Origin of the sequence: Dyella japonica A8 (assembly GCF_000725385.1) — a bacterium.
Classification (GTDB): Bacteria; Pseudomonadota; Gammaproteobacteria; order Xanthomonadales; family Rhodanobacteraceae; genus Dyella; species Dyella japonica_C.
In genome coordinates, this window is the sequence record NZ_CP008884.1 from 3,841,117 (window position 1) to 3,866,707 (window position 25,591).

General features: G+C 66.4%; 23 protein-coding genes. 12 read left to right on the forward strand and 11 right to left on the reverse strand.

What is annotated here, in order from left to right; genetic code table 11:
* Positions 1-19 precede the first annotated feature (19 nt).
* Positions 20-376 (reverse strand): hypothetical protein, encoded by a 357-nt coding sequence (locus HY57_RS16080; protein WP_019465449.1) that lies wholly within the window; start codon positions 374-376, stop codon positions 20-22.
* 226 nt (positions 377-602) lie between these two features.
* Here HY57_RS16080 and HY57_RS16085 point away from each other — a divergent pair, with 226 nt between their 5' ends.
* The 3 genes from HY57_RS16085 (at position 603) to HY57_RS16095 (ending at position 3,042) form a co-directional block, all read left to right on the forward strand.
* Complete coding sequence (locus HY57_RS16085) at positions 603-1,484, forward strand: 23S rRNA (adenine(2030)-N(6))-methyltransferase RlmJ (protein WP_026033954.1); 882 nt, start codon at positions 603-605, stop codon at positions 1,482-1,484.
* An 83-nt stretch (positions 1,485-1,567) separates the two neighbouring features.
* A complete protein-coding gene (locus tag HY57_RS16090) occupies positions 1,568-2,086 on the forward strand; it encodes a Slp family lipoprotein (RefSeq protein WP_019465451.1) in 519 nt (172 codons plus the stop codon).
* A 47-nt stretch (positions 2,087-2,133) separates the two neighbouring features.
* A complete protein-coding gene (locus HY57_RS16095; protein WP_019465452.1) occupies positions 2,134-3,042 on the forward strand; it encodes a cation diffusion facilitator family transporter in 909 nt (302 codons plus the stop codon).
* A 113-nt stretch (positions 3,043-3,155) separates the two neighbouring features.
* On the opposite strand, the gene HY57_RS16100 is transcribed toward HY57_RS16095, so the two are convergent.
* Together HY57_RS16100 and HY57_RS16105 are read right to left on the reverse strand one after the other, a co-directional pair.
* A complete protein-coding gene (locus HY57_RS16100) occupies positions 3,156-3,548 on the reverse strand; it encodes a VOC family protein (protein ID WP_019465453.1) in 393 nt (130 codons plus the stop codon).
* Entirely contained in the window at positions 3,545-3,934 is a 390-nt protein-coding gene (locus HY57_RS16105; protein ID WP_038579956.1) for an MmcQ/YjbR family DNA-binding protein, read from the reverse strand. The genes HY57_RS16100 and HY57_RS16105 overlap by 4 nt, the downstream gene beginning before the upstream one ends.
* Positions 3,935-4,115: 181 nt before the next feature.
* On the opposite strand from HY57_RS16105, the gene HY57_RS16110 reads away from it, so the two are divergent.
* From HY57_RS16110 to HY57_RS16125, 4 genes are all read left to right on the forward strand, one after another.
* Positions 4,116-4,727, forward strand: coding sequence for a GNAT family N-acetyltransferase (locus tag HY57_RS16110; protein ID WP_026033955.1), 612 nt, complete (start codon positions 4,116-4,118; stop codon positions 4,725-4,727).
* Positions 4,728-4,927: 200 nt separating this feature from the next.
* A complete protein-coding gene (gene mfd, locus HY57_RS16115; RefSeq protein ID WP_019465456.1) occupies positions 4,928-8,383 on the forward strand; it encodes a transcription-repair coupling factor in 3,456 nt (1,151 codons plus the stop codon).
* Positions 8,384-9,616: 1,233 nt separating this feature from the next.
* Positions 9,617-10,039, forward strand: a complete 423-nt coding sequence (locus HY57_RS16120) for a VOC family protein (RefSeq protein ID WP_019464517.1) — start codon at positions 9,617-9,619, stop codon at positions 10,037-10,039.
* Positions 10,040-10,051: 12 nt separating this feature from the next.
* Positions 10,052-11,206 (forward strand): calcium:proton antiporter, encoded by a 1,155-nt coding sequence (locus tag HY57_RS16125; RefSeq protein WP_019464516.1) that lies wholly within the window; start codon positions 10,052-10,054, stop codon positions 11,204-11,206.
* 21 nt (positions 11,207-11,227) lie between these two features.
* On the opposite strand, the gene egtD is transcribed toward HY57_RS16125, so the two are convergent.
* The 5 genes from egtD to HY57_RS16150 form a co-directional block, all read right to left on the reverse strand.
* Entirely contained in the window at positions 11,228-12,214 is a 987-nt protein-coding gene (egtD, locus tag HY57_RS16130; protein WP_019464515.1) for an L-histidine N(alpha)-methyltransferase, read from the reverse strand.
* Complete coding sequence (gene egtB / locus HY57_RS16135) at positions 12,211-13,461, reverse strand: ergothioneine biosynthesis protein EgtB (protein WP_026033793.1); 1,251 nt, start codon at positions 13,459-13,461, stop codon at positions 12,211-12,213. The genes egtD and egtB overlap by 4 nt, the downstream gene beginning before the upstream one ends.
* 247 nt (positions 13,462-13,708) lie before the next feature.
* Entirely contained in the window at positions 13,709-14,047 is a 339-nt protein-coding gene (locus HY57_RS16140; RefSeq protein ID WP_019464513.1) for a hypothetical protein, read from the reverse strand.
* Positions 14,048-14,173: 126 nt separating this feature from the next.
* Positions 14,174-16,381: a bifunctional 23S rRNA (guanine(2069)-N(7))-methyltransferase RlmK/23S rRNA (guanine(2445)-N(2))-methyltransferase RlmL gene (rlmKL, locus tag HY57_RS16145; protein WP_019464512.1), complete on the reverse strand. Its 2,208-nt coding sequence runs from the start codon at positions 16,379-16,381 to the stop codon at positions 14,174-14,176.
* Positions 16,378-16,899, reverse strand: a complete 522-nt coding sequence (locus HY57_RS16150) for an alpha/beta hydrolase (RefSeq protein ID WP_019464511.1) — start codon at positions 16,897-16,899, stop codon at positions 16,378-16,380. Before HY57_RS16150 ends, rlmKL begins: the two co-directional genes overlap by 4 nt.
* Before the next feature lie 82 nt (positions 16,900-16,981).
* Here HY57_RS16150 and HY57_RS16155 point away from each other — a divergent pair, with 82 nt between their 5' ends.
* From HY57_RS16155 to HY57_RS16170, 4 genes are all read left to right on the forward strand, one after another.
* A complete protein-coding gene (locus HY57_RS16155) occupies positions 16,982-17,548 on the forward strand; it encodes an N-acetylmuramoyl-L-alanine amidase (RefSeq protein ID WP_019464510.1) in 567 nt (188 codons plus the stop codon).
* A 59-nt stretch (positions 17,549-17,607) separates the two neighbouring features.
* Positions 17,608-18,471 (forward strand): acyl-CoA thioesterase II, encoded by an 864-nt coding sequence (tesB, locus tag HY57_RS16160; protein ID WP_019464509.1) that lies wholly within the window; start codon positions 17,608-17,610, stop codon positions 18,469-18,471.
* Between the two features lie 87 nt (positions 18,472-18,558).
* Positions 18,559-18,951, forward strand: a complete 393-nt coding sequence (locus HY57_RS16165) for a putative signal transducing protein (protein WP_019464508.1) — start codon at positions 18,559-18,561, stop codon at positions 18,949-18,951.
* An 81-nt stretch (positions 18,952-19,032) separates the two neighbouring features.
* Positions 19,033-19,743, forward strand: coding sequence for an arginyltransferase (locus tag HY57_RS16170; protein ID WP_019464507.1), 711 nt, complete (start codon positions 19,033-19,035; stop codon positions 19,741-19,743).
* Positions 19,744-19,848: 105 nt separating this feature from the next.
* Here the strand turns inward: HY57_RS16170 and adhP are convergent, their stop codons facing one another.
* From adhP to purT, 3 genes are all read right to left on the reverse strand, one after another.
* On the reverse strand, positions 19,849-20,886 hold the full coding sequence (adhP, locus tag HY57_RS16175; RefSeq protein ID WP_026033791.1) for an alcohol dehydrogenase AdhP: 1,038 nt from the start codon (positions 20,884-20,886) through the stop codon (positions 19,849-19,851).
* 206 nt (positions 20,887-21,092) lie between these two features.
* Complete coding sequence (locus tag HY57_RS16180; RefSeq protein ID WP_019464505.1) at positions 21,093-22,616, reverse strand: FMN-binding glutamate synthase family protein; 1,524 nt, start codon at positions 22,614-22,616, stop codon at positions 21,093-21,095.
* A gap of 140 nt (positions 22,617-22,756) precedes the next feature.
* Complete coding sequence (gene purT, locus HY57_RS16185; RefSeq protein WP_019464504.1) at positions 22,757-23,938, reverse strand: formate-dependent phosphoribosylglycinamide formyltransferase; 1,182 nt, start codon at positions 23,936-23,938, stop codon at positions 22,757-22,759.
* 146 nt (positions 23,939-24,084) lie between these two features.
* Here purT and HY57_RS16190 point away from each other — a divergent pair, with 146 nt between their 5' ends.
* The gene (locus HY57_RS16190) at positions 24,085-25,587 is read left to right on the forward strand and encodes a transglutaminase domain-containing protein (protein ID WP_019464503.1); all 1,503 of its coding nucleotides are present in this window, start codon (positions 24,085-24,087) and stop codon (positions 25,585-25,587) included.
* Positions 25,588-25,591: the final 4 nt, after the last annotated feature.

Below are 25,591 nucleotides of genomic sequence, written 5' to 3' on the forward strand. Positions count from 1 at the left end.
TGTTGCCATCAACGGAGAATCAGGCGACCGGTGGCCGCAGCGGTGGATCGTAAACAGGTTGCGGCGCGGCTTGGCGACGCGCCTGCGAATGGGAGCCATCGGCCTGCACGTGCAGCACATGCGGCACCATCGATGCCGGCACGCTGGCAGGTGCGTGGGTGCAGCAACTGTCCGGGGCCAACGTCGACGCATGGGACGCGTCATGGTCCGGCACGGCGTGCTGCGTCGCCAACATGCCCATGGAAGCCGTCGGAGGACAGCAAGCGTCATGCCGCGGCATGGCCCACGCCACGCTGGACAGCGCCATCCACGCGCACAGGGCCAGCACCAGCAAGGTGCGGCAACGGCGCAGATGGCGAAACAGGTGACGGGGCATGGGCCGGAGCATAGTGGCGCGGTGGCGGTGCCTCAACTCTGGAGCAGGCTCCAAGCGGCTTCGGGCCTCGATCCCCTCACGGTGGGAGCGCACCCTGTGCGCGACAGCCTGACGGAGCGGTATCGGCATGGCGCCACGGTCGCGCACAGGGTGCGCTCCCACCGTGTGGGGATTCACGCCTCGCCGCTCGCCTATAATGACCCACCATCCGGCGCGCCTCCCTGCCATGAACTATCGCCACGCCTACCACGCCGGCAACTTTGCCGATGTCCTCAAGCACGCCGTGCTGCTCGCGTTGATCGAGGCGCTGCAGGCCAAGCCCACGCCGTTCGCCTTCATCGACACGCATGCCGGCAGCGGCTGCTATGCCCTGGACAGCACCGAGGCGGGCAAGACCGGCGAATACAAGGACGGCATCGCCCGCCTGCTGTTCCCCGACCTGCACCAGGACAACCACAAGGCACATGCCCTGCCCCCGCTGCTGCGGCGCTGGCTGGACGCCATCCTGCGCCTGCCAGGCAACGAGCACGGCCTGAAGCTTTATCCCGGCTCGCCGTTGCAGGTGGCGAACGCCATGCGCGAGACCGACAGTGCGCAGCTGTGCGAACTGCATCCGGAAGAAGCCGCGCGCCTGAAGGAACTGTTTCACCACGACCATCGCGTGCACGTGCACCAGCGCAACGGCTACGAAGCATTGAAGGCGCTGCTGCCGCCGAAGGAGAAGCGCGGGCTGGTACTGATCGATCCGCCCTACGAAGCGCAGGAATCCGAGTACCGTGTGATCGAGCAGGCGCTGAAAGTCGCCCTGGAGCGCTGGCCCACGGGCGTCTATGCCGTGTGGTATCCGATCAAGCTGCGCAGCCAGGTCCAGCCGTTCCACCGCTGGCTGCAGCGTTGCGGCGCGCGCCGTGTGTTGCGCGCCGAACTGCTGGTGCATCCGGACGACTCGCCGCTGCGCCTCAACGGGTCGGGCATGGTGATCCTCAATGCGCCATGGAAGCTGGATGACGCCCTGCGGGATTCGCTGCGTGCGATGGCGCCCCTGCTGTCGCAGGAACACCCGGCGAAATGGCGGCTCGACTGGCTGGTGGAAGAAAGCGCCAGCTGAATGCTCCGGCCGGCATCCACCCGCTGTATACCTTCTGGCGGGCGAGCCCGTTAAGCTCGAACCGACACTCGGGGATACCGGCCATGAACCAGCACATCACCCACACGCTCCTGCGCAGCGCCGTCGCCACCGGCCTGCTGGCCCTGGCCGCCTGCGCGCCCGCGCCGATCTACAAGCCCTCGCCCAGCACCGTGGCTACGGCGCCGAACATCGTGGCGCAATCGCCGGACCGGTTTGCCGACGCCGATGTGATCTGGGGTGGCCAGGTGGTCGAGGTGCGCAACCTGGCCGACCATAGCGAAGTGGAGATCGTCGGCTATCCGCTCGATAGCTCGCAGCGTCCCAAGCTGGCCAACAACGGCGGCTGGGGCCGCTTCATCGCCGTGATGCCGGGCTACGTGGAATCGTTCGACTACCCCACCGGCTCGCTGATCACGCTGACGGGCCATCTCTCCGGCGCGCGCAACGGCAAGGTGGGCGAGGCCGACTACGTCTTTCCCCTCGTCAGCGTGGCCCAATCGCATCGCTGGACGGCCGACGAGATGAACGCCGGCAAGTCGAACGTGAGCTTCGGCATCGGTGTGGGCGGCGTCATACGCTAAGGCCACATGGCCGGCTAAACTGCGTCATTCGTCCAAAGGATGGCACGATGTCCGGTCACGCCAATTCACTGAGGGCCATCCTGCTGGCCCTCGGCGCCAATGTCGCCATTTTCCTGAGCAAGCTCGTCGCCGCGCTCATCACCGGTTCCGGCGCCATGCTCGCCGAGGCGGTGCATTCGCTGGCCGATTGCGGCAACCAGGGCTTGCTGCTGTTCGGCATGCGGCAGGCCGAGCGCCCGCCCACCGATGACCACCCACTGGGCTGGGGCCGGGCGCTGTATTTCTGGTCGTTCCTCGTCGCCATGCTGCTTTTCAGCGTGGGCGGGATGTTTTCCATTTATGAAGGCATCCACAAGCTCAGCCACCCCGAACCGCTGAAATGGCCCTGGCTGGCGATCGGCGTGCTTGGCTTCGGCGTGGTGGCCGAATCCATTTCCATGCACGGCTGCCTGAAGGAAGTGAACAAGGCGCGGGAAGGCCGCAGCCTGTGGCGCTGGTTCCATGAAACGCGCTCCAGCGAGTTGCTGGTGATCTTCGGCGAAGACCTCGCCGCATTGATCGGCCTCGCCGTGGCGCTGGTTGCCGTACTGGCGACCATGATCACCGGCAACCTGCTCTACGATGCCGCCGGCACCATCGTCATCGGCGTGCTGCTGGTGGTCGTGGCCATCGCCGTGGCCAGCGAGGTGAAGGACCTGCTGATCGGCCAGGGCGTGGAGCCCAGGCGCCGCGAGGAGCTGATTGCCTTCATCAACGCCCGCCCCGAGGTGGACGTGGTGCTCAACGTCATCACCCTGCAGATGGGCCCGGACGTGATGGTGGCGGTGAAGGCGCGCATGTCGCCGGCGCCCGACCAGACCGCGCTGGTGCAGGCGATCAACAGCGTCGAACGGGCGATGAAGGCGCAGTTCCCGGATATCCGCTGGAGTTTCTTCGAGCCGGATATCACCGACTGAGCGAACCGCGTTTCCCCTGTGGGAGCGCACCCTGTGCGCGACGACCCAACGGAGCCGTGATCTGCAAGCGGCCTGTCGCGCACAGGGTGCGCTCCCACAGATGATGCGTGTCGCTAGCCCTTCACCTGCAACAAATCCCACTTGTTGCCATACAGATCCTGGAACACCACCACCGTGCCGTAAGCCTCTTCGCGCGGCGCTTCGCAGAACGTCGCGCCCGCGGCCTCCATGCGGCGGTAGTCGCGCCAGAAGTCGTCGGTGTGCAGCAGCAGGAAGACGCGGCCGCCGGTCTGGTCACCGATGCGCGCGGACTGCTCCGGGGTGGTGGCCTTGGCCAGCAGCACGCGCGTTTCGCCCGAACCCGGCGGCGCCACGACGACCCAACGCTTGCCGCCGCCCATGTCGGTGTCCTCGACCAGGGTGAATCCGAGCACGCGGGTGTACCAGGCAATGGCGTCGTCGTAATCGGCCACGACGAGGGCGATGCTGCCGATGTATTGCTTCACTTGCGCTTTTCCTCAGGGAGCGGCCATTCACCAAGCTCCCGTTGCAGTTTCTTGGTGAGCCTGGCGCGAACCAGCCCATAGGCCGTGTGGATGTGCTCGTGCAGCTCCCGCGTGGCGAAGCGTTGCGGCTCCACCACCGAGACCCAGCGGGCACGGGCGAGATAGGGGGCGGCGATGATACCCGGCTGGTCGCTCAGTTCCAGGAAGCGCTCATCCGGCACCTTGAAGGCGAGCCGGCCGCCTTCCATCGGCATGACCAGGAACATCTTTCCGCCCACGCTGAAGACCAGCTCGTGTCCCCATTTGACATCCATGGTGACGCCCGGCCAGCCGGCGCAAAGCAGTTCGGCCTGCCGGGGAGTCATACCTTTTGTCGCAGCAGCCATGGATTTCACCCTCCTTCAACGCCCATCCGGCCGGATTGGCGCATTCTGCCCCGGGAATGCCCCAGCCTTCCCCAGGCCCTGGATCAAGCGGCCATGCGGTGCGACATAGCGCCGCAAAATTCCTTACGGCATAAAGCATTTCGTTCATGTTGCGGTGCACACAATACGTTAAAGTATGGACATGACTCCCGCCATCGATTACTCCAACAGCCGCCACGCGCTCGTTCCCGCGCGCAGCACCGAGCGCTTCGCCCGCCCTCGCCTGGTGGAAGTGTCCAAGGCGCCGCAGGGCGAGCTGGTGCATACCCACGACGGTCGCGCGCTGTACCTGCGTGGCATCGAACCGGGCGACCTGGCCGCGCTCAAGCGCCAGTTCACCCGCCTGTCGCCGGAGGACATCCGTCGCCGCTTCCTGCATTGCATGGGCGAATTGCCCGATTCGATGGCGCAGCGACTGGTCAACATCGACCCCGCGCGGGAAACCGCCTTCGTGCTGATGGACGAAACCGTCAAGCCGGCCGAGATGCGCGGCGTGGGCCGGATCTTCGTCGATGAGGCTGCCAACAGCGCCGAGTTCTCCGTGCTGGTGGAACACGACTGGGCCCGCCAGGGTCTGGGCGCCTTGCTGATGCAGCGCCTGGTCGACGACTGCCGCCGCCGCGGCCTGAGCGAGATCTGGGGCTACGTGCTGCTGGAGAACCGCCCCATGCTGCACCTGTGCAAGGATCTGGGCTTCGTGCGCCGCCTGTCGCCGGAAGAACCCGGCACCACGCAGATCTCGCTGCAGCTCTGACCCGCCGCCGCCCCTGTGGGAGCGCACCCTGTGCGCGACTGCAAGCGGCGATGCCGTCTCAGTCCAGCGGGGTTGTCGCGCACAAGGTGCGCTCCCACATGTAAAGCCATGACACCGCCCCGGTCCGCCCGGGGCGGTCGCGTTACACTTGCCCGCTTTCCGGCGCGGCATGAGGCCTCGCCTTCGCTAGTTGGGTTCGCATGACCAAGTCGATTCCCCACCCCTCCCTGCCCACCAGCCCCAAGCAGCGCCGTTTCTGGACGTCGCCGCGCGGTTCCTCGCGCGCCCTGCTGGTCGCCGAGGCCGCGCGCAGCCATTCCGGCCTGCTGGTGGCCGTTACCCGCGACACGCAGCGTGCACACGCACTGGAAGACGAACTGCGCGTCTTCGCGGGCAACCTGCCGGTGCTGCATTTCCCCGATTGGGAAACGCTGCCCTACGACGTGTTCAGTCCGCACCCGGACATCGTCTCGCAGCGCATCGCCACGCTGTACCAGTTGCCCAACGTGCAACGCGGCGTGCTGGTCGTGCCCATCGCCACGCTGATGCAGCGCATTGCCCCACGCAGCCATATCACCGGGGCGGGACTGGTGGTGCGGAAGAAGCAGAAGCTCGACCTTGCCGCCGAACAACGGCGACTGGAAGCGGCCGGCTACCGCAACGTGCCGCAGGTGGGCGAGCCGGGCGATTTCGCCGTGCGCGGCGCGCTGATCGACATCTTCCCGATGGGTGCGGCCGAACCGTACCGCATCGAGCTGTTCGACGACGAAGTGGAATCCATCCGCAGCTTCGATCCGGAGACGCAGCGCTCACAGCAGCAGGTGGACCACATCGAGCTGTTGCCCGCGCGCGAGTTCCCGCTCACCGAGAACGCCGCCAAGGATTTCCGCACGCGCCTGCGCGAGCGCTTCCCCATCGACGTGCGCCGCTGCCCGCTTTACCAAGACATGAAGGAAGGCGTGACGCCGGGCGGCATCGAGTATTACCTGCCGATGTTCTTCGAGCAGACCGCCACGCTGTTCGACTACCTGGCCGACAACGCCGTCTTCCTGTTGGGCGAAGGCGCCCTGGAATCCGCCGACCAGTTCTGGACGCAGACCGGCGAGCGTTATGACCAGCGCGCGCATGACATCGAACGTCCGGTGTTGCCGCCCGCCGAGCTGTACCTGCAACCTGAACTGTTGCGCGAGCAGCTCAACAAACGCCTGCGCGTCGAGCTGGTGGAAAGCAGCCACGAGCACGCGCTGCCCAGCGGCACGCAGCCGGCGCCGGAGCTTCCGCTCAACCGCAAGGGCGAAGAGCCGGGCACGTCGCTGCGTCATTTCCTGTCGAGTTACCCGGGGCGCGTACTGATCGCCGCCGATTCGGCCGGGCGCCGCGAGGCATTGATCGAGCAGCTCGCCAGTGCTGGCTTGAAGCCCGACACGGTGGAAGGCTGGCCAGCCTTCCTCGCAGGCGCGGACAAGCTGCGCCTTGCCATCACCATCGCCGGGCTGGAACAGGGTTTTGCACTCAACGACCCGGCGGTCACAGTGCTTACCGAGCGCGAACTGTTCGGCGAGCGCGTGCGGACGGAGCGCAAGCGCCGCCGCGGCGCGGCGCGTGATCCGGAAAGCATCATCCGCGATCTCACCGAACTGACCATTGGCGCGCCCATCGTCCACGTCGACCACGGCGTGGGTCGTTACCAGGGCCTGGTGTCGATGGAACTGGGCGGCATGGAGGGTGAGTTCCTCACCATCGAGTACGCCAAGGGCGACAAGCTCTACGTGCCGGTGGCGCAACTGGGCCTGGTCAGCCGCTACACCGGCACCGCGCCCGAACTGGCGCCGCTGCATTCACTGGGCGGCGACGCCTGGGAACGCGCACGCCGCAAGGCCGCGGAAAAGGTGCGCGACGTGGCCGCCGAACTGCTCGCCATCTATGCGCAGCGCGAAGCGCGCGGCGGCGAGTCGATGCCGATCGACCGCCAGATGGTGGAGGAATTTGGTGCCAGCTTCCCGTTCGAGGAAACACCGGACCAGGAACAGGCTATCGATTCGGTGCTGAAGGACCTTGCCGCACCGCGCGCGATGGACCGCGTGATCTGCGGCGACGTGGGCTTCGGCAAAACCGAGGTCGCGCTGCGCGCTGCGTTCGCCGCCGCCACCGCCGGCCGCCAGGTCGCCGTGTTGGTGCCCACCACCCTGCTCGCCCAACAGCACTACCGCAACTTCGCCGACCGCTTCGCCGACTGGCCGGTGAAGGTGGACGTGCTGTCGCGCTTCAAGTCGTCCAAGGAAGTGAACGAGGCGCTGAAACGCCTTGGCGACGGCCAGGTCGACGTGATCGTGGGCACGCACAAGCTGCTCGCACCGGATATCAAGTTCAAGAACCTCGGCCTGGTCATCGTCGACGAAGAACAGCGCTTTGGCGTGCGCCAGAAAGAACAGCTCAAGAAGCTGCGTGCGGAAGTGGACCTGCTCACCATGACGGCCACGCCGATTCCGCGCACGCTCAACATGGCGATGAGCGGTTTGCGCGACCTGTCGCTGATCGCCACCCCGCCCGCCCATCGCATGGCCGTGCGCACCTTCATCGCGCAATGGGAACCGGCGCTGATCCGCGAGGCCTTCCAGCGTGAGCTGCAGCGTGGCGGCCAGGTGTACTTCCTGCACAACGAAGTGGACACCATCGAGCGCGCGGCGCGGGAACTGGAAGAGTTGATCCCGGAAGCGCGCATCGGCGTCGCCCATGGCCAGATGGCCGAGCGCGAACTGGAACGCGTGATGGCGGATTTCCACCGCCAGCGCTTCAACGTGCTGGTGTGTACCACCATCATCGAGACCGGCATCGATATTCCGACGGCCAATACCATCATCATCAACCGCGCTGACCGCTTCGGCCTCGCGCAACTGCATCAGTTGCGCGGCCGCGTGGGGCGTTCGCATCACCGCGCCTATGCGTACCTCGTCGTGCCCGACCGCAAGGCGATGACGGCCGATGCGGAGAAACGCCTCGAAGCCATCGCTTCGCTGGAAGAGCTCGGCGCGGGTTTTACGCTGGCCACGCATGACCTGGAAATCCGCGGTGCTGGCGAACTGCTGGGCGACGAGCAGTCCGGCCAGATCCAGGAAATCGGCTTCGGCCTCTACACCGAACTGCTGGAGCGTGCGGTACGCGCGCTGAAATCCGGCAAGCTGCCCGACTTCGACCTCAGCAGCGAGCACGAGACGGAAGTCGAACTGCACCTGCCCGCGCTGATCCCCGACGATTACCTGCCGGATGTCCATACCCGCCTGACGCTGTACAAGCGCATCGCCAGTGCACGCAACGAGGACCATCTGCGCGACCTGCAGGTGGAAATGATCGACCGTTTCGGCCTGCTGCCCGATCCCGCCAAGCAATTGTTCGCCATTGCCCAGCTCAAGCTCATGGCTACGCCACTGGGCATCCGCAAGCTGGATTTTGGCGCCAACGGTGGACGCATCACCTTCCGCGACAAGCCGGAGGTGGATCCGATGGCGATCATCCGGCTGATCCAGGGGCAGCCGCGCGTGTACAAGCTGGATGGGCAGGACAAGCTCAAGGTGAATCTGGAGTTGCCGGGGGCGACGGAGCGCATTCGGGCGGCGCAGGAAGTGTTGGTGCAGTTGGGGGCGCGGCGGCCGGGGTGATGGGGTTGTTTCGCTGGGGGCGTTGTTACGCAAGCCTCCAGCGCTGAGGAATTTGCGCTGAGCGCACGTGCGCGCGTTTTGGTGCTTACCCGGAGGGTTCTGGGAGCCTGGGAGATGTGACGTGCGTCTACCGATGCCTGCCTTGCATCGCCGAATGCCCGCGGGAAGTTTTTTGCAATCCAGCCTCAGGCTTTCAAAAGAACCGTCATCCCAGCGAAGGCTGGGATCCAGTGACTTTGCCTTTGACCTTCGGTTGCCGTGTTCCCGCGGCCGGGCCGCTTGCGCAGCGGGCGTTTCGACCTTCTGCCGAAGGCCGAGTCACTTTTCTTTTGCTGGCCCAAAAGAAAAGTAACCCAAAGAAAATGGCCTCAAGAGCCAGAGCTGGCAGCATGTCGTGGGGATAAGCCCGATCGCTTGAGGCAAGTCGCCGCTTGGCTACCTCCGCCTCTGCACAGCAGGTACTACCAAGCGCTTCGCAACGCGCCATGGCGATGAGGACTTAAAGCAGCCCCTCGCTTCGCTTCAGCTCTGATGGGACCCACGCGGTCCCCCGTTTGTCTGTGGGAGCGCACCCTGTGCGCGACAACCTAACGGAGCGGTGACTACGAGGCGCCACTGTCGCGCACAGGGTGCGCTCCCACAAGGGTTCCGCCACCTTGGAATGCCCCGCAGGCGGCCGGGGTTCTTGCTTTGGCTTTGGCTTTGGCTTTGGCCTTGGCTTTGGCTTTGGCTCTTGATCTCCCGGGTCCCCGTATGACGCGGCGGGCGGGTGGAGATCAGGCCCCGTAGGGGTGCCAGGGATGGATCCCTGGCACTTTTCGTCGGGGCAGGATGCCCCGTCGAAAAGCCCGGAACCCGCACGCGAACCTGGAGGGCAACGCCCGGAAGGCGCGTCATCCGGGGGGCCCTTTCTTTGGGTTACTTTTCTTTGGGCAAGCAAAGAAAAGTGACCCGGCCTCCGGCAGGAGGTCGGAAGCCCGCGGCAGGCGAGCCAGGCCGCGGAAACGCACGAGGCGAAAGCCGACCACTACCGAAACTGGATCCCGGCCTGCGCCGGGATGACGGGCCATAAGCAGACCGAGGCGAGAACCCGCCCCTTTCCATCCAACCCACTCCTCGAACACCCGCTCCCCGAAGACCAGAGCGAGGCTCCGCCGCAACCGGAATCACCCACCAAGCACACCCCATGGCGCATCGTCACCGCCATTCTCCATGGCGCACCGACAACACCCCATGATCACCAACCGCTCCATGCCTCCCGGCATCATCATCCCCGAGCTCGCCTACCCCGACGTCCTCGAAGCCGCCGCCTGGCTATGCCGCGCACTCGGCTTCCGCGAGCGCTTGCGCATTGCCGATCACCGCGTGCAATTGACCTATGAAGGCTGCTCCATCGTCGTCACCGAACTCCCAAACCATGGACAAACCGTCGACCACGCACACGCGGTCATGGTGCACGTTGCCGATGTCGACCAACACCACGCGCGAGCCCGCGCAGCCGGCGCACGTGTGCTCCAACCACCAACCGATTACCCTTACGGTGAACGCCAGTATTCTCTCGAGGACATCGGCGGCCACCGCTGGAAGTTCTCCCAATCCATCGCCGATGCCGACCCCGCTGAGTGGGGTGGCACGTTGATGACAGAGTCACCCTGAGCCGGAGCAGCCATGACCCTCGACTCACCGCGCCCCGAAGGGCAGCCGATGTTCAACCTGAAGATGCTGATACGGCCAGCGATAGCGTGGGCGACGGTTGCCCTGTTCCTGGTTTTCGGTTCGGACTGGATGCAGCACCTGAGCCGCCACGACATCGGGCTTTCACTGTTCGCCTGGCTGTTCTTCGTGATCGTCTGGGGCTCCTTCGGCGTCGTGCACGAGGCCGAGGAGCTGGCCGGTCTGCTGGGTGAACCCGTCGGCACACTGGTGCTCACCTTGTCCATCGTGCTGATCGAGGTGGTGTTGATCTCCGCCGTGATGCTCGGTGCGGGCGATACCGCCACGCTGGCGCGCGACACCATGTTCGCCGTGCTGATGATCGTGTTGAACGGCGTGGTGGGGTTGGGCCTGCTGGTCGGCGGCATCCGCCACCATGAGCAGGCGTACAACCTGCACGGTGCCTCGGCATTTCTTGCCGTGATCATCCCGCTCGCCACCATCGCACTGGTGCTGCCGAACTTCACCACGTCGACATCGGATGGTTCGCTCACTCCCGTGCAGGCGGTGAGTTTCTCCATCCTTACCATTGGTTTGTACGGCTTGTTTCTGTGGTTGCAGACAGGGCGCCACAAGGGCTATTTCGTGGCGCCGCGTTCGGATACCGACGAGAACGTGCCGGAAGATCTACCGCCGCCGCCGCGCCGTCCGCGCAAGGGCGAGATGCTGTTCCACCTGCTGTTGTTGCTGGTCAACATCCTGCCGATCGTGATCCTGTCCAAGAGCCTGGCCAAGGTGCTCGACTACGGCATCGCGGCGACCGGCGCGCCCCAGTCGCTGGGCGGCATCATCATCGCCATGCTGGTGTTCACGCCGGAGGGTATTTCGGCCTTGATCGCCATTCGCCGCGACCAGCTGACGCGCGCGATCAACCTGTGCCTGGGTGGTGCGGCTTCGACCGTCGGCCTTACCGTGCCGGCGGTGCTCGCCATCGGCCTGTTCACCGGCAAGCCGGTGGTGCTAGGCCTGCCATCGGCCAGCATGGTGCTGCTGGCATCCACGCTGGTGCTGAGCACGCTGACCTTCTCGGGATGGCGCACCACGATGCTCGAAGGCGCGGTGCACCTGTCGATGTTCGTGGTGTTCCTGGTGCTGGTCTTCAGCCCGTAGCGAACGGCGCGGACGCAGGCGTCAGGCCGGCCGCGCGCCGGTCCTGACGAGGTAGTACACGGCGAACATGCCGTCCGGGTCGGTCCACTCATGCGCCACCGCAAGCCCTGCCTTGCCGGCGAGCGCGGCGAAATCTTCGGGCGAGTATTTGCAGCTGTATTCCACCTGCATGGCCTCTTCCGCGCCGAAATTCACCTGCTGCTTGCCGACACGCACTTTCTGGTCGCGCGTGCTGACCAGGAAGGTCTCGATGCGTCCGGCCATGGCGTTGTAGTGCGCACGGTGACGGAAGCTGGCGAGGTCAAAATCGCTACCGATCTCGCGGTTGAGGCGCACCAGCATGTTCAGGGTGAACTCGGCGGTGATGCCTGCCCTGTCGTTGTAGGCCGCCTCGATGGTGTGGGTGTCTTTCTTCAGGTCCGCGCCGATCAGGATGCCACCGTTGTCACCCATCTCGTTGCGCATCTTGCGCAGCAATTCGGCGGCGTCGCGCGCCTCGAAATTGCCGATGGTGGAACCCGGAAAATAGATCACCGTGCGACGCGGTGCACGCGGTGGAATCGGCAGGCGCAAGGCACGGGTGAAGTCGGCATGCAGTGGTTGCACCGGAACCGCCGGGAAGCGCTCGTTCAGCGCCTGCATGCTGTTGCGCAATGGCTCGTGGGAGATCTCCACGGGCACATAGGAAACCGGCGCGTGGAGATGCTCCAGCAGCATGCGCGTCTTGATCGCGTTGCCGCTGCCGTACTCCACCAGGCGCACATCCTCGCCCAGCACGTCGGCGATATCGCCGGCATGCGCGTCCATCAGCGCGATCTCGCAGCGGGTCAGGTAGTACTCGGGCTGCTCGCAGATCGCTTCGAACAGTTGTGAGCCGCGCTCGTCATAGAACAGCCACGACGGCAAGCGCTTGGGGCGTGCGCGCAGGCCGCGCTGCACGATGCCGAGCAGATCGTCGACCGGCGGGCGACGATCATCGTCGCGGATCTCAAACGCTTGCACACTCATCGGTCCTGCCCCAGGCGGATCCCCATGAACTGCCAGCGTGCATGGGGAGGGAAGAAATTCCGGTAGGTCGCGCGCAGATGTTCGCGCGGCGTTGCACAGGAGCCGCCGCGCAGCACCCATTGCCCGCACATGAATTTGCCGTTGTATTCGCCCAGCGCGCCGGCCCATGGCTTGAAGCCCGGGTAGCTGACGTAGGGCGATGCCGTCCACTCCCATACGTCGCCGAACATCTGCAGCATGCCCTCCCCGGCGGTCGCCGCCTGGGGATGGAACACCATGGCATCGAGCAGGTTGCCTTGTACGGGCAAGCCGGCGGCGGCGCTTTCCCATTCGGCTTCGGTGGGCAGGCGTGCGCCAGCCCAGCGCGCGAACGCGTCGGCTTCGAAGTAACTGACGTGGCTGACCGGCGCATCCGGATCGATCGGCTGCACGCCCGCCAGGGTGAATTCGCTGGAGAGATCTTCCTGCCAGTAGAACGGCCGTTGCCACTGTTCACGGCAAACGGTGTCCCAGCCTTCGGACAACCAGAGCGACGGCTCGCGATAGCCGCCATCGTGGATGAACTCGGCGTACTCGGCGTTGGTCACTGGCCGGTTGGCCACCGCATGCGACTGCAGCAGGCTGCGATGGCGCGGCGATTCGTTGTCGAACGCAAACTCGTGACCCCGGTGCCCGATCTCCACCACGCCTTCGCGGCCAGGGAGGAAGGTCATGGGCACCGATGCCGTGGCGGACGACGCCACCGGCGTCGTAAAGGCCGGCAGCAAGGGGTTGCTGAAGAAGGCGTGCTTGATGTCGGTGAGCAACAGTTCCTGGTGCTGCTGCTCGTGTTCCAGGCCCAGCTCGATGATGTCCGCCGTGGTGGCGTCGACGCCACGGGCCAACCATTCGCAGATCGCTTCATCCACCTGTTCGCGGTAAGCCCGGACCTGCGCCGCACCGGGTCGCGAGAGCAGCCCACGGCGCGGACGCGCATGCATGGGGCCTACCGTCTGGTAGTAGGAGTTGAACAGGTAGTGCCATTCCGGGTGGGCCGGGTGGTACGCCGGATCGCGCTCCAGCACGAAGCGTTCGAAGAACCAGGTGGTGTGCGCGAGATGCCATTTGGTCGGGCTGGCATCGGGCATCGACTGCACCATCATGTCTTCCGGCGTCAACGTGGCGCACAAGGCCATGCTGCGGGAGCGGACCCTCCGGAATCGCAGCATCAGCGCCTCGGCGTGAACAGCCGATTGCGCCAATGTCATCGCAGCCCCCTGGAGCCGACGGCGAAGCCGCCCGTCAGGCCGGAGTGTGGGTGATGGTTCGTATCGCGATGAGGGCGCCGTAACATGCGCGCACCATGCCGGAGGCCACGTTCAAAAGGTGTGATGCGAAGATGGCAGATGACTGACAGCCGTTAGCCGGAGCGCTGCTGCAGTGCACCGTCAGCAACGCAAAAACAAAGCCCGGCCGAAGCCGGGCTTTGTCGTATCGACACGGGTGACGGTCTGCTTAGTGACCGTAGTGACGGTAACCGTCGCGGTAGTAGTAACCGCCGCCATGGCGGTAGTAACCCGGATGGCCGCCGACGATGACAGTGGCGCCCACGCCTGCCGGATACACCACCGGGGCCGGCGCGTAATAGACCGGGGCCGGCGCGTAGTACACCGGCGGCGGGGGCGGTGCGTACACCACCGGGGCCGGCGCGTAATAACCGCCATATACCGGCAAGCCGACGCCGATATTCAAGCTGACGTGGCCTGCGAAAGCCGGTGCGACGGCGGCACAGCCGATCAGCATGGCCGTCGCCAGGGCAGCGCGCTTGACGATGGAGGTCTTGGTCTTGTTCATGAGGTGTCTCCCAAGGGAGGCTTGATTCCGACGGAAGGATCCTACGTTGCCTTCTATCGCTCTTTGCCGGGGACAATGCTCGAACTTTTGCGCTGAATCCGGACTGAGTAAAAGGCGTGAAAAGGCTTAACGGCGGCCCTGATTCCTGACGTGGTTCACAGTGCCGCCCCATGGCGATTCCCCGGTCGCTTCCTGCGTGTGCAGGCGCAGCAGCCAACAGCCGTGGATGTCTGACCGGCGGGTAAAGTCGAAGGGGATGCTGGGCGCGCTCCAGTCCTCGATCCTGAACCGTTCGGCCAGTGCCTCATGGTCCAGCTTGAAGCGCCGGAAATTGTTCGAGAACACAATGACGCCGTCGCGGTTGAGACGCTCCCCGCAGGCCAACAGCAGTGGGACATGGTCGCGCTGGACGTCGAAGTCCTCCGCCCGCTTGGAGTTGGAGAACGTCGGCGGATCGACGTAGATCAACCCGTACCGGTCGCGCTCCTGGCGCAGGAAGGCCATGGCATCGGCCTGCATCAGGCGGTGCTTGCCGCCGGTGAAGCCGTTGAGGGCAAGGTTGCGGGACGCCCAGTCCAGATAGGTGGCCGACAGGTCCACGCTGGTGGTGTCGCGCGCGCCGCCCGCCGCCGCGTAGACGCTAGCCGTGGCGGTATAGGCGAACAGGTTCAGGAAGCGCTGGCCCGACGCCAGCTCACGCACCTTGGCGCGCACCAGGCGGTGGTCGATGAACAGGCCCGTGTCCAGGTAATCGGTCAGGTTCACCAGGAAACGCAGGCTACCTTCGTCCACCTCGACGAACTCGCCGCGCTGGTCGAACTGGCCGTACTTGGAACCGCCCTTGCCGCGCTCGCGCGTCTTCAGCGCGATGCGGTCACGCGGCACGCCCAGCACCTCGCCCGCCACGCGCACGATCTCGCGCAGACGCTGGCGTGCCGTCTCCACCGGGATCTCTGCCGGGGCGCGGTATTCCTGGATGTGCAGCCACGAGGTGCCGCCCTCATCGCCGTAGACGTCGACGGCTGCCGCGTACTCGGGCAGGTCCTGGTCGTAGGCGCGCCAGCAGTGGATGCCTTCGCGCTCCAGCCGCTTGCGCAGGTGGCGCAGGTTCTTCTCCAGGCGGTTGCGCAACATCTGTGCGCCTTCGGAGAGCGGCTTCACCTCGCGCGGCGTTTCGCTGCGTGCGTGAAGTTCAAAGATCAGCAGCACGGTTTCCAGCGCGCCGTTGTAGAGCGCGTACTTTTTCTCCGCGCGCAGCGGAATCGCTTGACCCAGTTCGGCATCACCCGCCAGCACGGCGGCGCGCCAGCCGGCGAAGCGTTCGCGCAGGGTTTCGCCGATCGTGCGATAGAGCCGAGGCATCTCGCCGCGATCGCCCAGACGCTCGCCGTAGGGCGGATTGGTGATGACCAGGCCGCGGGCGACACCCGGCGGTGGCGACACGTGCGTGACGTCGTGCTTGTCCAGCGTGAGGAAGCCGGCGACACCCGCCTCCTGCGCGTTGCGCTTGGCCGTCTGCACCATGCGCGCATCGGCATCGCTGCCGAAGAAGCAGGCGCGCAGCGCGCGCAGGCCCGTCTCCGCGCGTTGCCGCGCCTCGTCCAGCAAGCCGCGCCACAACGCGATGTCGTGCTGCGCCCAGCCCAGGAAGCCGTAGTACTCGCGGTGCAGGCCGGGGGCGACGTCGGCCGCCATCCACGCACCTTCGATCAGCAGCGTGCCCGAGCCACACATGGGATCGAGCAGTGCGCCGCCCTCGGCGTAGATGTCCGGCCAGCGCGCGCGCAGCAGCATGGCGGCGGCAAGGTTTTCCTTCAGCGGCGCCTCGCCCTGCAATTCACGCCAGCCACGGCGATGCAGTGGCGCACCGGCCAGGTCGATGGACAGCGTGGCGCGGTCGCGGCGCAGGCGCAGGTTGATGCGCACGTCCGGCTCGTCCGTGTCCACGTCCGGGCGCGAACCGTCGCGCTGGCGGAACTGGTCGACCACGGCGTCCTTCACGCGCTGCGCGATGAACTGGCTGTGGGTGAGCTTGCTCTGGGCCGAGTTGGCGTCCACCGCCAGCGTGGCGCGCGGGCCCAGGTGCTTCGACCAGTCGATGGACTGCACGCCGCCGTAAAGCGCGTCATCCGTCGCGGCATCGAACTCGGCCAGCGGCATCAGCACGCGGCTGGCCAGGCGCGACCAGAGGCAGGCGCGGTAGGCGGTTTCCAGCGTGCCGGAGAAATGCACGCCGGCCAGCGCCTCGCGCACGTCGTCGGCACCCAGCGCGACCAGTTCGTCGCGCAGCAGGTATTCCAGGCCCTTCGGGCAGGTGGCGAAGAACGCGCTCATGCGGCCAACCCGGTCAGGAACAGGCCGAACTGTTCGACGATGCGGTCGATGCTGTCGCTCAGGCGGTGGTCGTCATCGACCACGATGAGCGGCAGGCGGCGGCGGCCGGCGAAGGCCAGCACGCCTTCCGGCGGGCAGATGTCGTCGCGCCAGCCGTGGTAGAGCAGCGAGGGGACGCCTTCGGCCACATCGAAGGCCTGGCGGTAGCCGGGGATTTCGCTGGGCGTGGCCAGCAGGAACAGGCCGGCCACCGGGCGCTGCAGGGAGGCCAGGCCCGAGACGAACGAGCCCATGCTGGAGCCGACCAGCACCGGGGGCGTGTCCAGGGTATCGATAGCGGCCACCAGCCGTTGGATGCGCGGGTCGACCGAGCCGGCATAACCCGGCAGGTCGTCGGTGCGGTAGTCCGGGCGCTGGGTTTTCCAGCCGAGCGACTCGGCAAAAGCCGCCAGCACGCTGACCTTGGTGGCGTCCGGACCGGAGTCCGAGCCATGCGAAAGAATGATCTGGCCGCGCATCGCGGTCTCCGAAACAACGTCTGTATGGCCGCGCATCGTAACAGGCGACGTCTCATGACACCGGGGATAGACTGTGCCGACCATGCCCCTGACCATCATCGACCAGCCCCTGCCCTACGTTTCCCTGCTGCCCGAACGGCCTGCCGGCGCGGTGGACATGGTGGTGATCCACTGTACCGAGCTGCCCGACCTGGCGACCGCCCGGGAGTACGGCGAGCGGGTGCTTTATGACAGCGGCGCGGGAGCCAGCGGCCACTTCTATATCGACCGGGACGGCAGCATTCACCAGTACGTGCCGGCCACGCGGGTGGCCAACCACGTGCGCGGGCACAACCCCAACTCCATCGGCATCGAGCTGGTGAACCTGGGGCGTTACCCGCACTGGTGGGATTCCCGCCAGCAGACCATGACCGAGCCCTATACCCCGGCCCAGCTGGCCGCCCTGCGCGCCCTGCTGGCCGAACTGAAGCACGATTACCCCAACCTCCGCCTGATCGCCGGCCACGAGGACCTGGACACGGCCCGCCTGCCGGCCAGCAACGATCCGACCGTGGAAGTGCCCCGCAAGCTCGACCCCGGCCCACTGTTCCCATGGCCCGAGGTGCTGCAAGGCAGCGGGCTGGAGCGGGTTACCGCCCCCGGCCGCTGAAGCCGCCCCGGGGCGCCGGCTATAATCGCCGGCCTCCATACTCCGCCGAGCCCCTTTCCATGACGGAAACCAACGTCCGCGAACTCGTCGACCTGCTCGAACTCGAGCGCCTCGAGGACAATCTCTTCCGCGGCCAGAGCCGGGATATCGGCACGCATTTCGTGTTCGGCGGGCAAGTGCTGGGCCAGGCGCTGTCCGCCGCCCAGCGCACGGTGGACGCCGAGCGCGCGGCCCATTCGCTGCACGCCTATTTCCTGCGCGCCGGCGATATCAACGCACCCATCGTCTACAGCGTGGAGCGCACGCGCGACGGCGGCACGTTCTCCTCCCGCCGCGTGGTGGCCATCCAGCACGGCCAGCCGATCCTCAACGGCTCGATCTCGTTCCAGGTGCCGGAGACCGGCTTCGAGCACCAATCGTCGATGCCTGAAGTGCCCATGCCCGAGGACATCGAACCGATGCGTCCGCTGCCGCCCGAGCAATTGGCCAAGCTGCCGGAGAAACTGCAGCGCTGGCTGGGCGTGGATGCGCCGTTCGAGTTCCGCCACGTGTGGCCGCAGGACAAGCTGCACCCGGTGAAGCGCCCGCCGATCCAGCACATCTGGTTCCGCCTGACCGCACCGGTGGGCGACTCGCCGGAGCTGCATCGCTCGCTGCTGGCCTACGCCTCCGATTTCAACCTGATCGGCACGGCCACCCTGCCCCACGGCATTTCGTACTACACGCACAACGTGCAGATGGCGAGCCTGGACCACGCCTTGTGGTTCCATCGCCCGTTCCGCACCGACGAGTGGCTGCTGTACTCCTTCGACAGCCCGACGGCGCAGGGGGCCCGTGGCCTTGCCCGCGGCCAGATCTTCACCCGTGATGGCCAGCTGGTCGCCTCGACCGCCCAGGAAGGCCTGATCCGCCTGCGCGGCTGAGCCGCCCGGCCACCGTAGTAAACTTCAGGGTGGCCGGCTCTACGGCCGCCGGCCTGTCCCCGTCCGGCGACGAACCAAGGTTGCTCCATGCGTCAGCTCTATACCTCACCCCGCCAGGAAAACATCGACCGCGTCGCGGCCATGCTCGCCGAGCAGGGGATCGAGTGCACCATCGAGAACCGCTCCAACTACCGCCGGCCCAGCTACCAGCGCTTCAGCTACTCGCAGCGCAACGAAGACCGGGACAACTGGGCCCAGGTCTGGGTGACCAAGGCCGACGACTACACCCGCGCCCGCACCCTGCTCAAGGAGCTGGGCATCGAGCCCGTCGTGCGCCATGGCGAGGAGCTGGCAGCCGCCCGCAACCCCACCCCGGACATGCGGCGCCAGAGCGTGGCCACCCGGTCCCGCCGGATCGTCTTGCTGGCCGTGGCCGGCGCCTTCGTGGTCCTGATGTTGCGGTACATGGGCGTCATCTGAGCCGGCCGGGCGCCCCCTAGCGGGGGCCTATCATGTTTTGCCTATCGACACAGTGAGCCAGACCAGACATAGAATCAGGCCATGCGCTCTGATCGTGTCCGACTGTTCCAAACCTTGCCGCACGCTTGCGGCTACTTTGCCGAGCGCACGGCACAGAACCTTGTGATCGATCCCGCCGCGCCGCAGCTGGACCAGTTGTATGGTCCGGCGCTGGAGCGCGGCTTCCGACGCGCGGGCGGGCATCTGTATTACCCCTATTGCACGAACTGCCGTGCGTGCACGCCCTGCCGCATCGACGTGCAACGCTTCACGCCCGACCGTAGCCAGCGCCGCTGCCTGAAACGCAACGAGGATGTGCAGGTCATCGAATCCATGGCCGGCTACAACGCCGAACGCCATGCGCTGTACGAACGCTACCTGCGCCAGCGCCATCCCGGCGGCGGCATGGACGAAGCCGATGCCAGCGACTTCCGTCGCTTCCTCACCGCGCCCTGGAGCCCCACGATGTTCCTGGAGTTCCGCCAGGGCTCACGCCTGCTCGGCGTGGCGGTGACCGACGTCTGCCTGCAGGGGCTTTCGGCCGTCTATACGTTCTACGACCCCGACGAAACCGCACGCGGCCTCGGCACGTTCGCCATCCTGCAGCAAGTCGCGCTGGCCAAGCGCCGGGGCCTGCCGTGGATCTACCTTGGCTTCTGGATCGCCGGCCATCCGAAGATGGATTACAAGCGCAAGTTCCGGCCGCTGCAGATCCGCACCAGCGAAGGCTGGGTGGAGATGACCGAGCCCTGAGGCTCACTCACGCACGACGGTGGGAGCGCACCCTGTGCGCGACGGCGATGGGCTGGGTTACCGCCTCGACCGTCGCGCACAGGGTGCGTTATCACCACCAGGCCATCAGGCGCTGGCGATATCCAGCACCACGCGCCCCTGGATATGTCCCTCGCGCAAGCCCTGCAGCACATCGTTCACGTCTTCCAGCTTGCGCCGCTCGATGGTGGGCACGACCTTGCCGGCCGCAGCAAAGGCCACCGCTTCGGCAAGATCCTTGCGCGTACCCACGATGGAACCGCGAATAGTCAGGCGCTTGAGCACCACATCGAAGATCGGCGTGGCGAAATCACCGGGCGGCAGGCCGACCAGGCTCATGGTGCCGCGACGGCGCGTAAAGCCCAGCGCCTGCGAAAAGGCGGGTGGCGAGACCGCCGTCACCAGCACGCCATGCGCGCCGCCGCCGGTCACATCGAGCACTTCCTCCACCGCCCCGGGTTGTCGCGCATCCACCGTGGCGGAGGCACCGAGCCTGCGGGCAAGCGCCAGCTTGTCGTCTGCCACGTCCACGGCGACCACCTGCAGCCCCATCGCCGTGGCGTACTGGATCGCCAGATGCCCAAGGCCGCCGATGCCTGAAACGGCAAGCCATTCGCCGGGCCTCGCCTCGGTTTCGCGGATGCCCTTGTAGGTCGTCACGCCGGCGCAAAGGACGGGCGCCATCGCCGCGAAATCCACATCGTCCGGCAGACGCGCCACGTACGCCGCGTTGCCTATTGCATACTCGGCGAAGCTGCCGTTCACGCTGTAGCCGCTGTCGTGCTGCGTCTCGCAAAGGGTTTCCCAACCGGTGATGCAGTACTCGCAATGACCGCAGGCGTCATGCAACCAGGCGATGCCCACGGGATCGCCCACCTTGAGGTTCTCCACGCCCTCGCCCAGCGCCGCGACCACACCCACGCCCTCGTGGCCGGGAATGAAAGGGGGCTGGGGCTTCACCGGCCAATCGCCATCCACGGCGTGCACATCCGTATGGCAGACACCGGTGCATACGATCTTCACCAGCACTTCGCCGCGTGCAGGCACTGGCACGGGCACTTCCTCGATGCGCAACGGCTCACCGAAACGGTGCGCAACGGCGGCTTTCATCATCCTGGGGGGCATGCGGCGATCTCCTTGAGTCGTGACGCACGACGGCCCGGCCACATCCTGCGGCCAGCAGAGCCGTGCACATCGGGGACCCGGCAAAGATGCCGTGCACATCGTGATGAGCGGGTGACCGGCATCAACGACATGTGTCGTTGTTGGCCGCACCGTGGATGCACCCAAAAAAACGGCCGGCGTCATGCCGGCCGTTTTTTCATGTCATATCAACCGTGCGGTAGCGGTGCCTGCGGCACCACCGGATAGGGATACAGTTTCACCAGCGGCACCGACAAACCATCGTCGCCCACCACGCGGCAATGCGTACGATTGAGCTGGCGCGGCTCTTCGACGCCGCAGCTGTGCGCGATGATGCCGACTTCCTGCATCACGTTGGTGGCGTAGTGGGCCACGCGCTCGCTCTTGTCAGCCACCACCAGACCGCGCTGCAGCTTGGGGTTCTGCGTGGTGATGCCCGTAGGGCAGGTATTGCGGTTGCACTGCAGCGACTGGATGCAGCCCAGCGCCAGCATGAAGCCACGCGCCGAGTTGACGAAATCCGCGCCCATCGACAGCGCCCACGCCACGTCATAGGCGGTGATGCACTTGCCCGAGCAGATCACCTTGATGCGATCGCGCAGCCCCTTCACCACCAACAGGTCCACCAGCGCCGGCAAGGCCTCGTGCAAGGGCAGCCCCACGCCTTCCATCAGGGTTTGCGGTGCCGCGCCCGTGCCGCCTTCCGAGCCATCGACGATGATGAAATCCGGCGCGCTTTCGATGCCGCGCTTCTTCACCTCGTCGCACAGGTCGGCGATCCAGTCGACGCCGCCGAACACCGCCTTGAAGCCCACCGGCTTGCCGGTGAGTTCACGAATATGGTGGATCGCATCCATCAGCTCCTGCACATTGCCAATGTCCAGGTGTCGGTTGGGGCTTTGCGAATCCTCGCCCACGGGAATGCCTCGGATGGCAGCGATTTCCGGCGTCACCTTCGCCGCCGGCAGCAGGCCGCCCATGCCCGGCTTGGCGCCCTGGCCGAGTTTGATGCTCACCATCTTCACCTGCTCATGCGCGCAGATGGCCAGCAGCTTGTCATCGTCCAGCTTGCCGTCCGGCGTGCGCACACCGTACTTGGCGGTGCCGATCTCGAAGATGATGTCGCAGCCGCCCTCGAGGTGATACGGCGCCAGGCCACCCTCGCCCGTGTCCATCCAGATGCCGGCCTTCTTGGCGCCGTGGGAGAGTGCGCGCACGGCCGGCGCCGACAGCGCACCGAAGCTCATCGCCGAGATATTGAAGAAGGCCGCGTGCTGGTACGGCTGGCGTGAGTACGGCCCCAGCGTCACCGGGCGCGGCTTGACGTGCTTCTCGCCCAGCGCGGGAAACGGCGCGTTGACAAAGAACGGCACGCCCTCACCACGCAGGTCACGGGTGGACCCGAACGCATTGGTGTTGTCCACGTTCTTGGCCGCGCGATAAACCCACATGCGCTGTGCGCGGTTGAACGGCAACTCCTCGCGGTCGCTGGAATACAGGTACTGGCGGAAGAACTCACCCAGGTGCAGGAACCAGTAACGGAAGTGGCCGATGACCGGGAAGTTGCGTAGCACCGAGTTGCTGGTCTGGTTGCGATCGACCAGCCAGACCACGCCGATCACCACCACCAGCAACGCCAGCAGCAAGAGGAACAGGGCGGCGAATGTCTCGACGACAACGACCAGCCAATGCGCGAATCCCGACGGTTCCATCTCTCTCTCCGGTGGTTAGCTGTAATCCCGCCCATCCGGGCGGGAGATCGATCCTGCAACAAGGCCGTATCAACAGCGATGGCAAGCTGCCATCACCCGCCCCTGCCCTCGCCCCCGTCATGGGGAGGAGGAGACAACGACTAGAGCTCGATGCGCAACGCTTTCGCCGCGCGAATGGCCTTGGCCTTGGCCGCCTCCACACTCTCGTCGCGCGCAAGCGTTACCGCCATGCGGCGACGGCCCTTCACGGTCGGCTTGCCGAAGATGCGCAGCTGCGTGTCCGCCTCTTTCAGCGCATCGGCGACGCCGTGGTAGCGCGGCGCCGCGCCCTCGCCTTCCACCAGCACCGCGCACGACGCCGACGGCCCCAACTGGCGAATGACCGGAATGGGCAAGCCGAGGATGGCGCGCGCATGCAGCGCGAACTCCGAGAGGTCCTGCGACACCAGCGTGACCAGTCCGGTGTCGTGCGGGCGCGGGCTCACTTCCGAGAAGATGACGCTGTCACCCTTCACGAAGAACTCCACGCCGAACACGCCCCAGCCGCCCAGCGCACCGGTGATGGCCTCCGCCTGCCGCTGCGCCTCCGCCAGCGCCGCCGGGCTCATCGGCTGCGGCTGCCACGACTCGCGATAGTCGCCGTCCTCCTGGCGGTGGCCGATCGGCGCGCAGAAGCTGACGCCATCCTTGTGGCGTACGGTCAGCAGGGTGATTTCGTAATCGAAGTCGACGAAGCCCTCGACGATCACGCGGCCCTTGCCGGCACGCCCGCCGGACTGTGCATACTCCCAGGCGTGCTGCAGCTCGCCTTCCTCGCGCACCAGGCTCTGGCCCTTGCCTGAAGAGCTCATCACCGGCTTGATCACGAACGGCAGGCCGATGGCGGCTACCGCATCGCGGTATTCGGCCTCGGTGTCACAAAAGCGGTAGCGCGAGGTGGGCAGCTTCAGCTCCTCGGCGGCGAGGCGGCGGATGCCTTCGCGGTCCATCGTCAGCCAGGCCGCGCGCGCCGTGGGGATCACCCGCAGGCCACCCTTCTCCAGCTCCACCAGTGTGGGGGTATGGATGGCCTCGATCTCCGGCACCACCAGGTCCGGCTGCTCTTGTTCGATGACGGCACGCAAGGCCGCGCCATCCAGCATGTCGATGACATGGCTGCGATGCGCCACCTGCATGGCCGGCGCGTCGGCGTAGCGGTCTACCGCGATGACTTCGACCGCATAGCGCTGCAGCTCGATCGCCACTTCCTTGCCCAGTTCGCCCGACCCCAGCAGCAGCACGCGCAACGCATGATCGGAATAAGGCGTGCCAAACGGCTTCATCGGTGTCTCCGGGGGTGGCAAAGCGCCATTGTAAGCGGGCCGTTGACGGATCGCGCCACACATCGTTCCGCCATCACGCAGATTCCATTGACGAACGTCACGGAGCGGCGTTGACTGCAGCTGTCACCGTCCCCACGGAGCGACCCATGCGCAAGTGGCTTGCCGCGCTGTCGATGGCGTTCGCGCTGAGCCCTTCTCCCGCCCTCGTCGCGCGGGCCGTGGATGCTGCGCCCGCCACGGACACGACCTGGATGACGGTACTGCTGGCCGGCCGCAAGATCGGCCACCTGCGCATCGACCGCAGTCGCGACGACCACGCGGTAACCACCACGCAGGACCTTCAGATCGAGCTGGATCGCGGCAGCGGCATCACACCCATGGGTGTGTTGACGCGCAGCACGGAAACCCTCGACGGACAGCCGCTCGGCTTCTACGCCAGAAGCAGCTTGTCGAGCAGCGACAGCATCGTCGACGGCGAACGCCAGGCTGATGGCAGCTACGCGGTCACGTCCACCGTCGGCGGCCTGCCCACCCGCTCCACCTTGTCCTGGCCTGCGGGCGCGCTGCTCAGCGATGGCCAGCGGCGAGCCATGGCCGTTGCAACTCGCCAGACGGGCCATTACACGCTGGACCTGTTCGACCCCGTGACCCGGGAGGTGGCCTCCGTGGACCTGGAGGTACTGGGCGACGAAAGCGTGCAGCTGCCGGACGGCCCGGAATGGCTCAGCCATCAGCGGGAAGTGGTGCAGACGCCGCGCGGCGTGCAGCGCATGGAGTTGTGGATCAACGCGCGGGGTGAAACGCGCAAGGGCTCGCTGGACATGCTTGGCCACGAACTGGTGATGCTGGCGTGCAGCCAGGCCTGCGCGCTTGCCCCCGTGCAGGACATCGACCTGCTCCGCGCCGCCATGGTGGACTCGCCCCAGCCCCTGTCGGCAGCGATGCGCCAGGGATTCCTGCGCTACCTCATCCACACCGGCGACGACGACACCCGGCCGGTGATCGCCACCGACGAGCAGCGCGTGACCCCGTTGGGGCATGGCGACTGGGTGGTGGAGATCGGCGACGCCGCCGCAGGCGGACAGGCAACGCCGACCCTGGAGGACACGCAGGCGAACGCCTGGCTGCAGGCCGATGCACCGGAAGTCCGCGCGCTGGCCGCCAAGGCGGCCGGGGGCGCCACCACCGCCCAGGCGACGATGCCCCGCCTGCGCGATTTCGTCAGCCGCTACATCGACAGGCATGACAAGGACGGCGGCTACGCATCCGCCGTCGAGATCACCCGCACCCATGAAGGCGACTGCAAGGCATACGCCGTGCTGCTCGCCGCGCTGGCCCGGGCCGAAGGCATCCCCGCGCGCGTGGTCACCGGCATGGTCTATGTGGACCACTACGCCGGCAACGCACGCGTGTTCGTGCCGCACGCCTGGGTGCAGGCGTGGGTGGACGGCCGCTGGCAAAGCTTCGACGCCGCGCTCGGCCGCTTCGACAGCGCCCATATCGCCCTGGACAGCGGCGACGGCGACCCCTGGCACTTCGCCAACCTGTCCAACCTGCTCGGCCAGCTGCGCATCGCCGAGGTCGCCCCGGCGCCGGGCATCTCCCCCGCCATGTTGCGGGGCGCTGCCGTGGCCACCCGTGACTGGTGACCCC

Coding starts and splice junctions, on each gene's coding strand:
- HY57_RS16080 (WP_019465449.1), bottom strand. CDS start 376: ATGCCCCGTCACCTGTTTCGCCATCTGCGCCGTTGCCGCACCTTGCTG.
- HY57_RS16085 (WP_026033954.1), top strand. CDS start 603: ATGAACTATCGCCACGCCTACCACGCCGGCAACTTTGCCGATGTCCTC.
- HY57_RS16090 (WP_019465451.1), top strand. CDS start 1,568: ATGAACCAGCACATCACCCACACGCTCCTGCGCAGCGCCGTCGCCACC.
- HY57_RS16095 (WP_019465452.1), top strand. CDS start 2,134: ATGTCCGGTCACGCCAATTCACTGAGGGCCATCCTGCTGGCCCTCGGC.
- HY57_RS16105 (WP_038579956.1), bottom strand. CDS start 3,934: ATGGCTGCTGCGACAAAAGGTATGACTCCCCGGCAGGCCGAACTGCTT.
- HY57_RS16110 (WP_026033955.1), top strand. CDS start 4,116: ATGACTCCCGCCATCGATTACTCCAACAGCCGCCACGCGCTCGTTCCC.
- mfd (WP_019465456.1), top strand. CDS start 4,928: ATGACCAAGTCGATTCCCCACCCCTCCCTGCCCACCAGCCCCAAGCAG.
- HY57_RS16120 (WP_019464517.1), top strand. CDS start 9,617: ATGATCACCAACCGCTCCATGCCTCCCGGCATCATCATCCCCGAGCTC.
- HY57_RS16125 (WP_019464516.1), top strand. CDS start 10,052: ATGACCCTCGACTCACCGCGCCCCGAAGGGCAGCCGATGTTCAACCTG.
- egtD (WP_019464515.1), bottom strand. CDS start 12,214: ATGAGTGTGCAAGCGTTTGAGATCCGCGACGATGATCGTCGCCCGCCG.
- egtB (WP_026033793.1), bottom strand. CDS start 13,461: ATGACATTGGCGCAATCGGCTGTTCACGCCGAGGCGCTGATGCTGCGA.
- HY57_RS16140 (WP_019464513.1), bottom strand. CDS start 14,047: ATGAACAAGACCAAGACCTCCATCGTCAAGCGCGCTGCCCTGGCGACG.
- rlmKL (WP_019464512.1), bottom strand. CDS start 16,381: ATGAGCGCGTTCTTCGCCACCTGCCCGAAGGGCCTGGAATACCTGCTG.
- HY57_RS16150 (WP_019464511.1), bottom strand. CDS start 16,899: ATGCGCGGCCAGATCATTCTTTCGCATGGCTCGGACTCCGGTCCGGAC.
- HY57_RS16155 (WP_019464510.1), top strand. CDS start 16,982: ATGCCCCTGACCATCATCGACCAGCCCCTGCCCTACGTTTCCCTGCTG.
- tesB (WP_019464509.1), top strand. CDS start 17,608: ATGACGGAAACCAACGTCCGCGAACTCGTCGACCTGCTCGAACTCGAG.
- HY57_RS16165 (WP_019464508.1), top strand. CDS start 18,559: ATGCGTCAGCTCTATACCTCACCCCGCCAGGAAAACATCGACCGCGTC.
- HY57_RS16170 (WP_019464507.1), top strand. CDS start 19,033: ATGCGCTCTGATCGTGTCCGACTGTTCCAAACCTTGCCGCACGCTTGC.
- adhP (WP_026033791.1), bottom strand. CDS start 20,886: ATGCCCCCCAGGATGATGAAAGCCGCCGTTGCGCACCGTTTCGGTGAG.
- HY57_RS16180 (WP_019464505.1), bottom strand. CDS start 22,616: ATGGAACCGTCGGGATTCGCGCATTGGCTGGTCGTTGTCGTCGAGACA.
- purT (WP_019464504.1), bottom strand. CDS start 23,938: ATGAAGCCGTTTGGCACGCCTTATTCCGATCATGCGTTGCGCGTGCTG.
- HY57_RS16190 (WP_019464503.1), top strand. CDS start 24,085: ATGCGCAAGTGGCTTGCCGCGCTGTCGATGGCGTTCGCGCTGAGCCCT.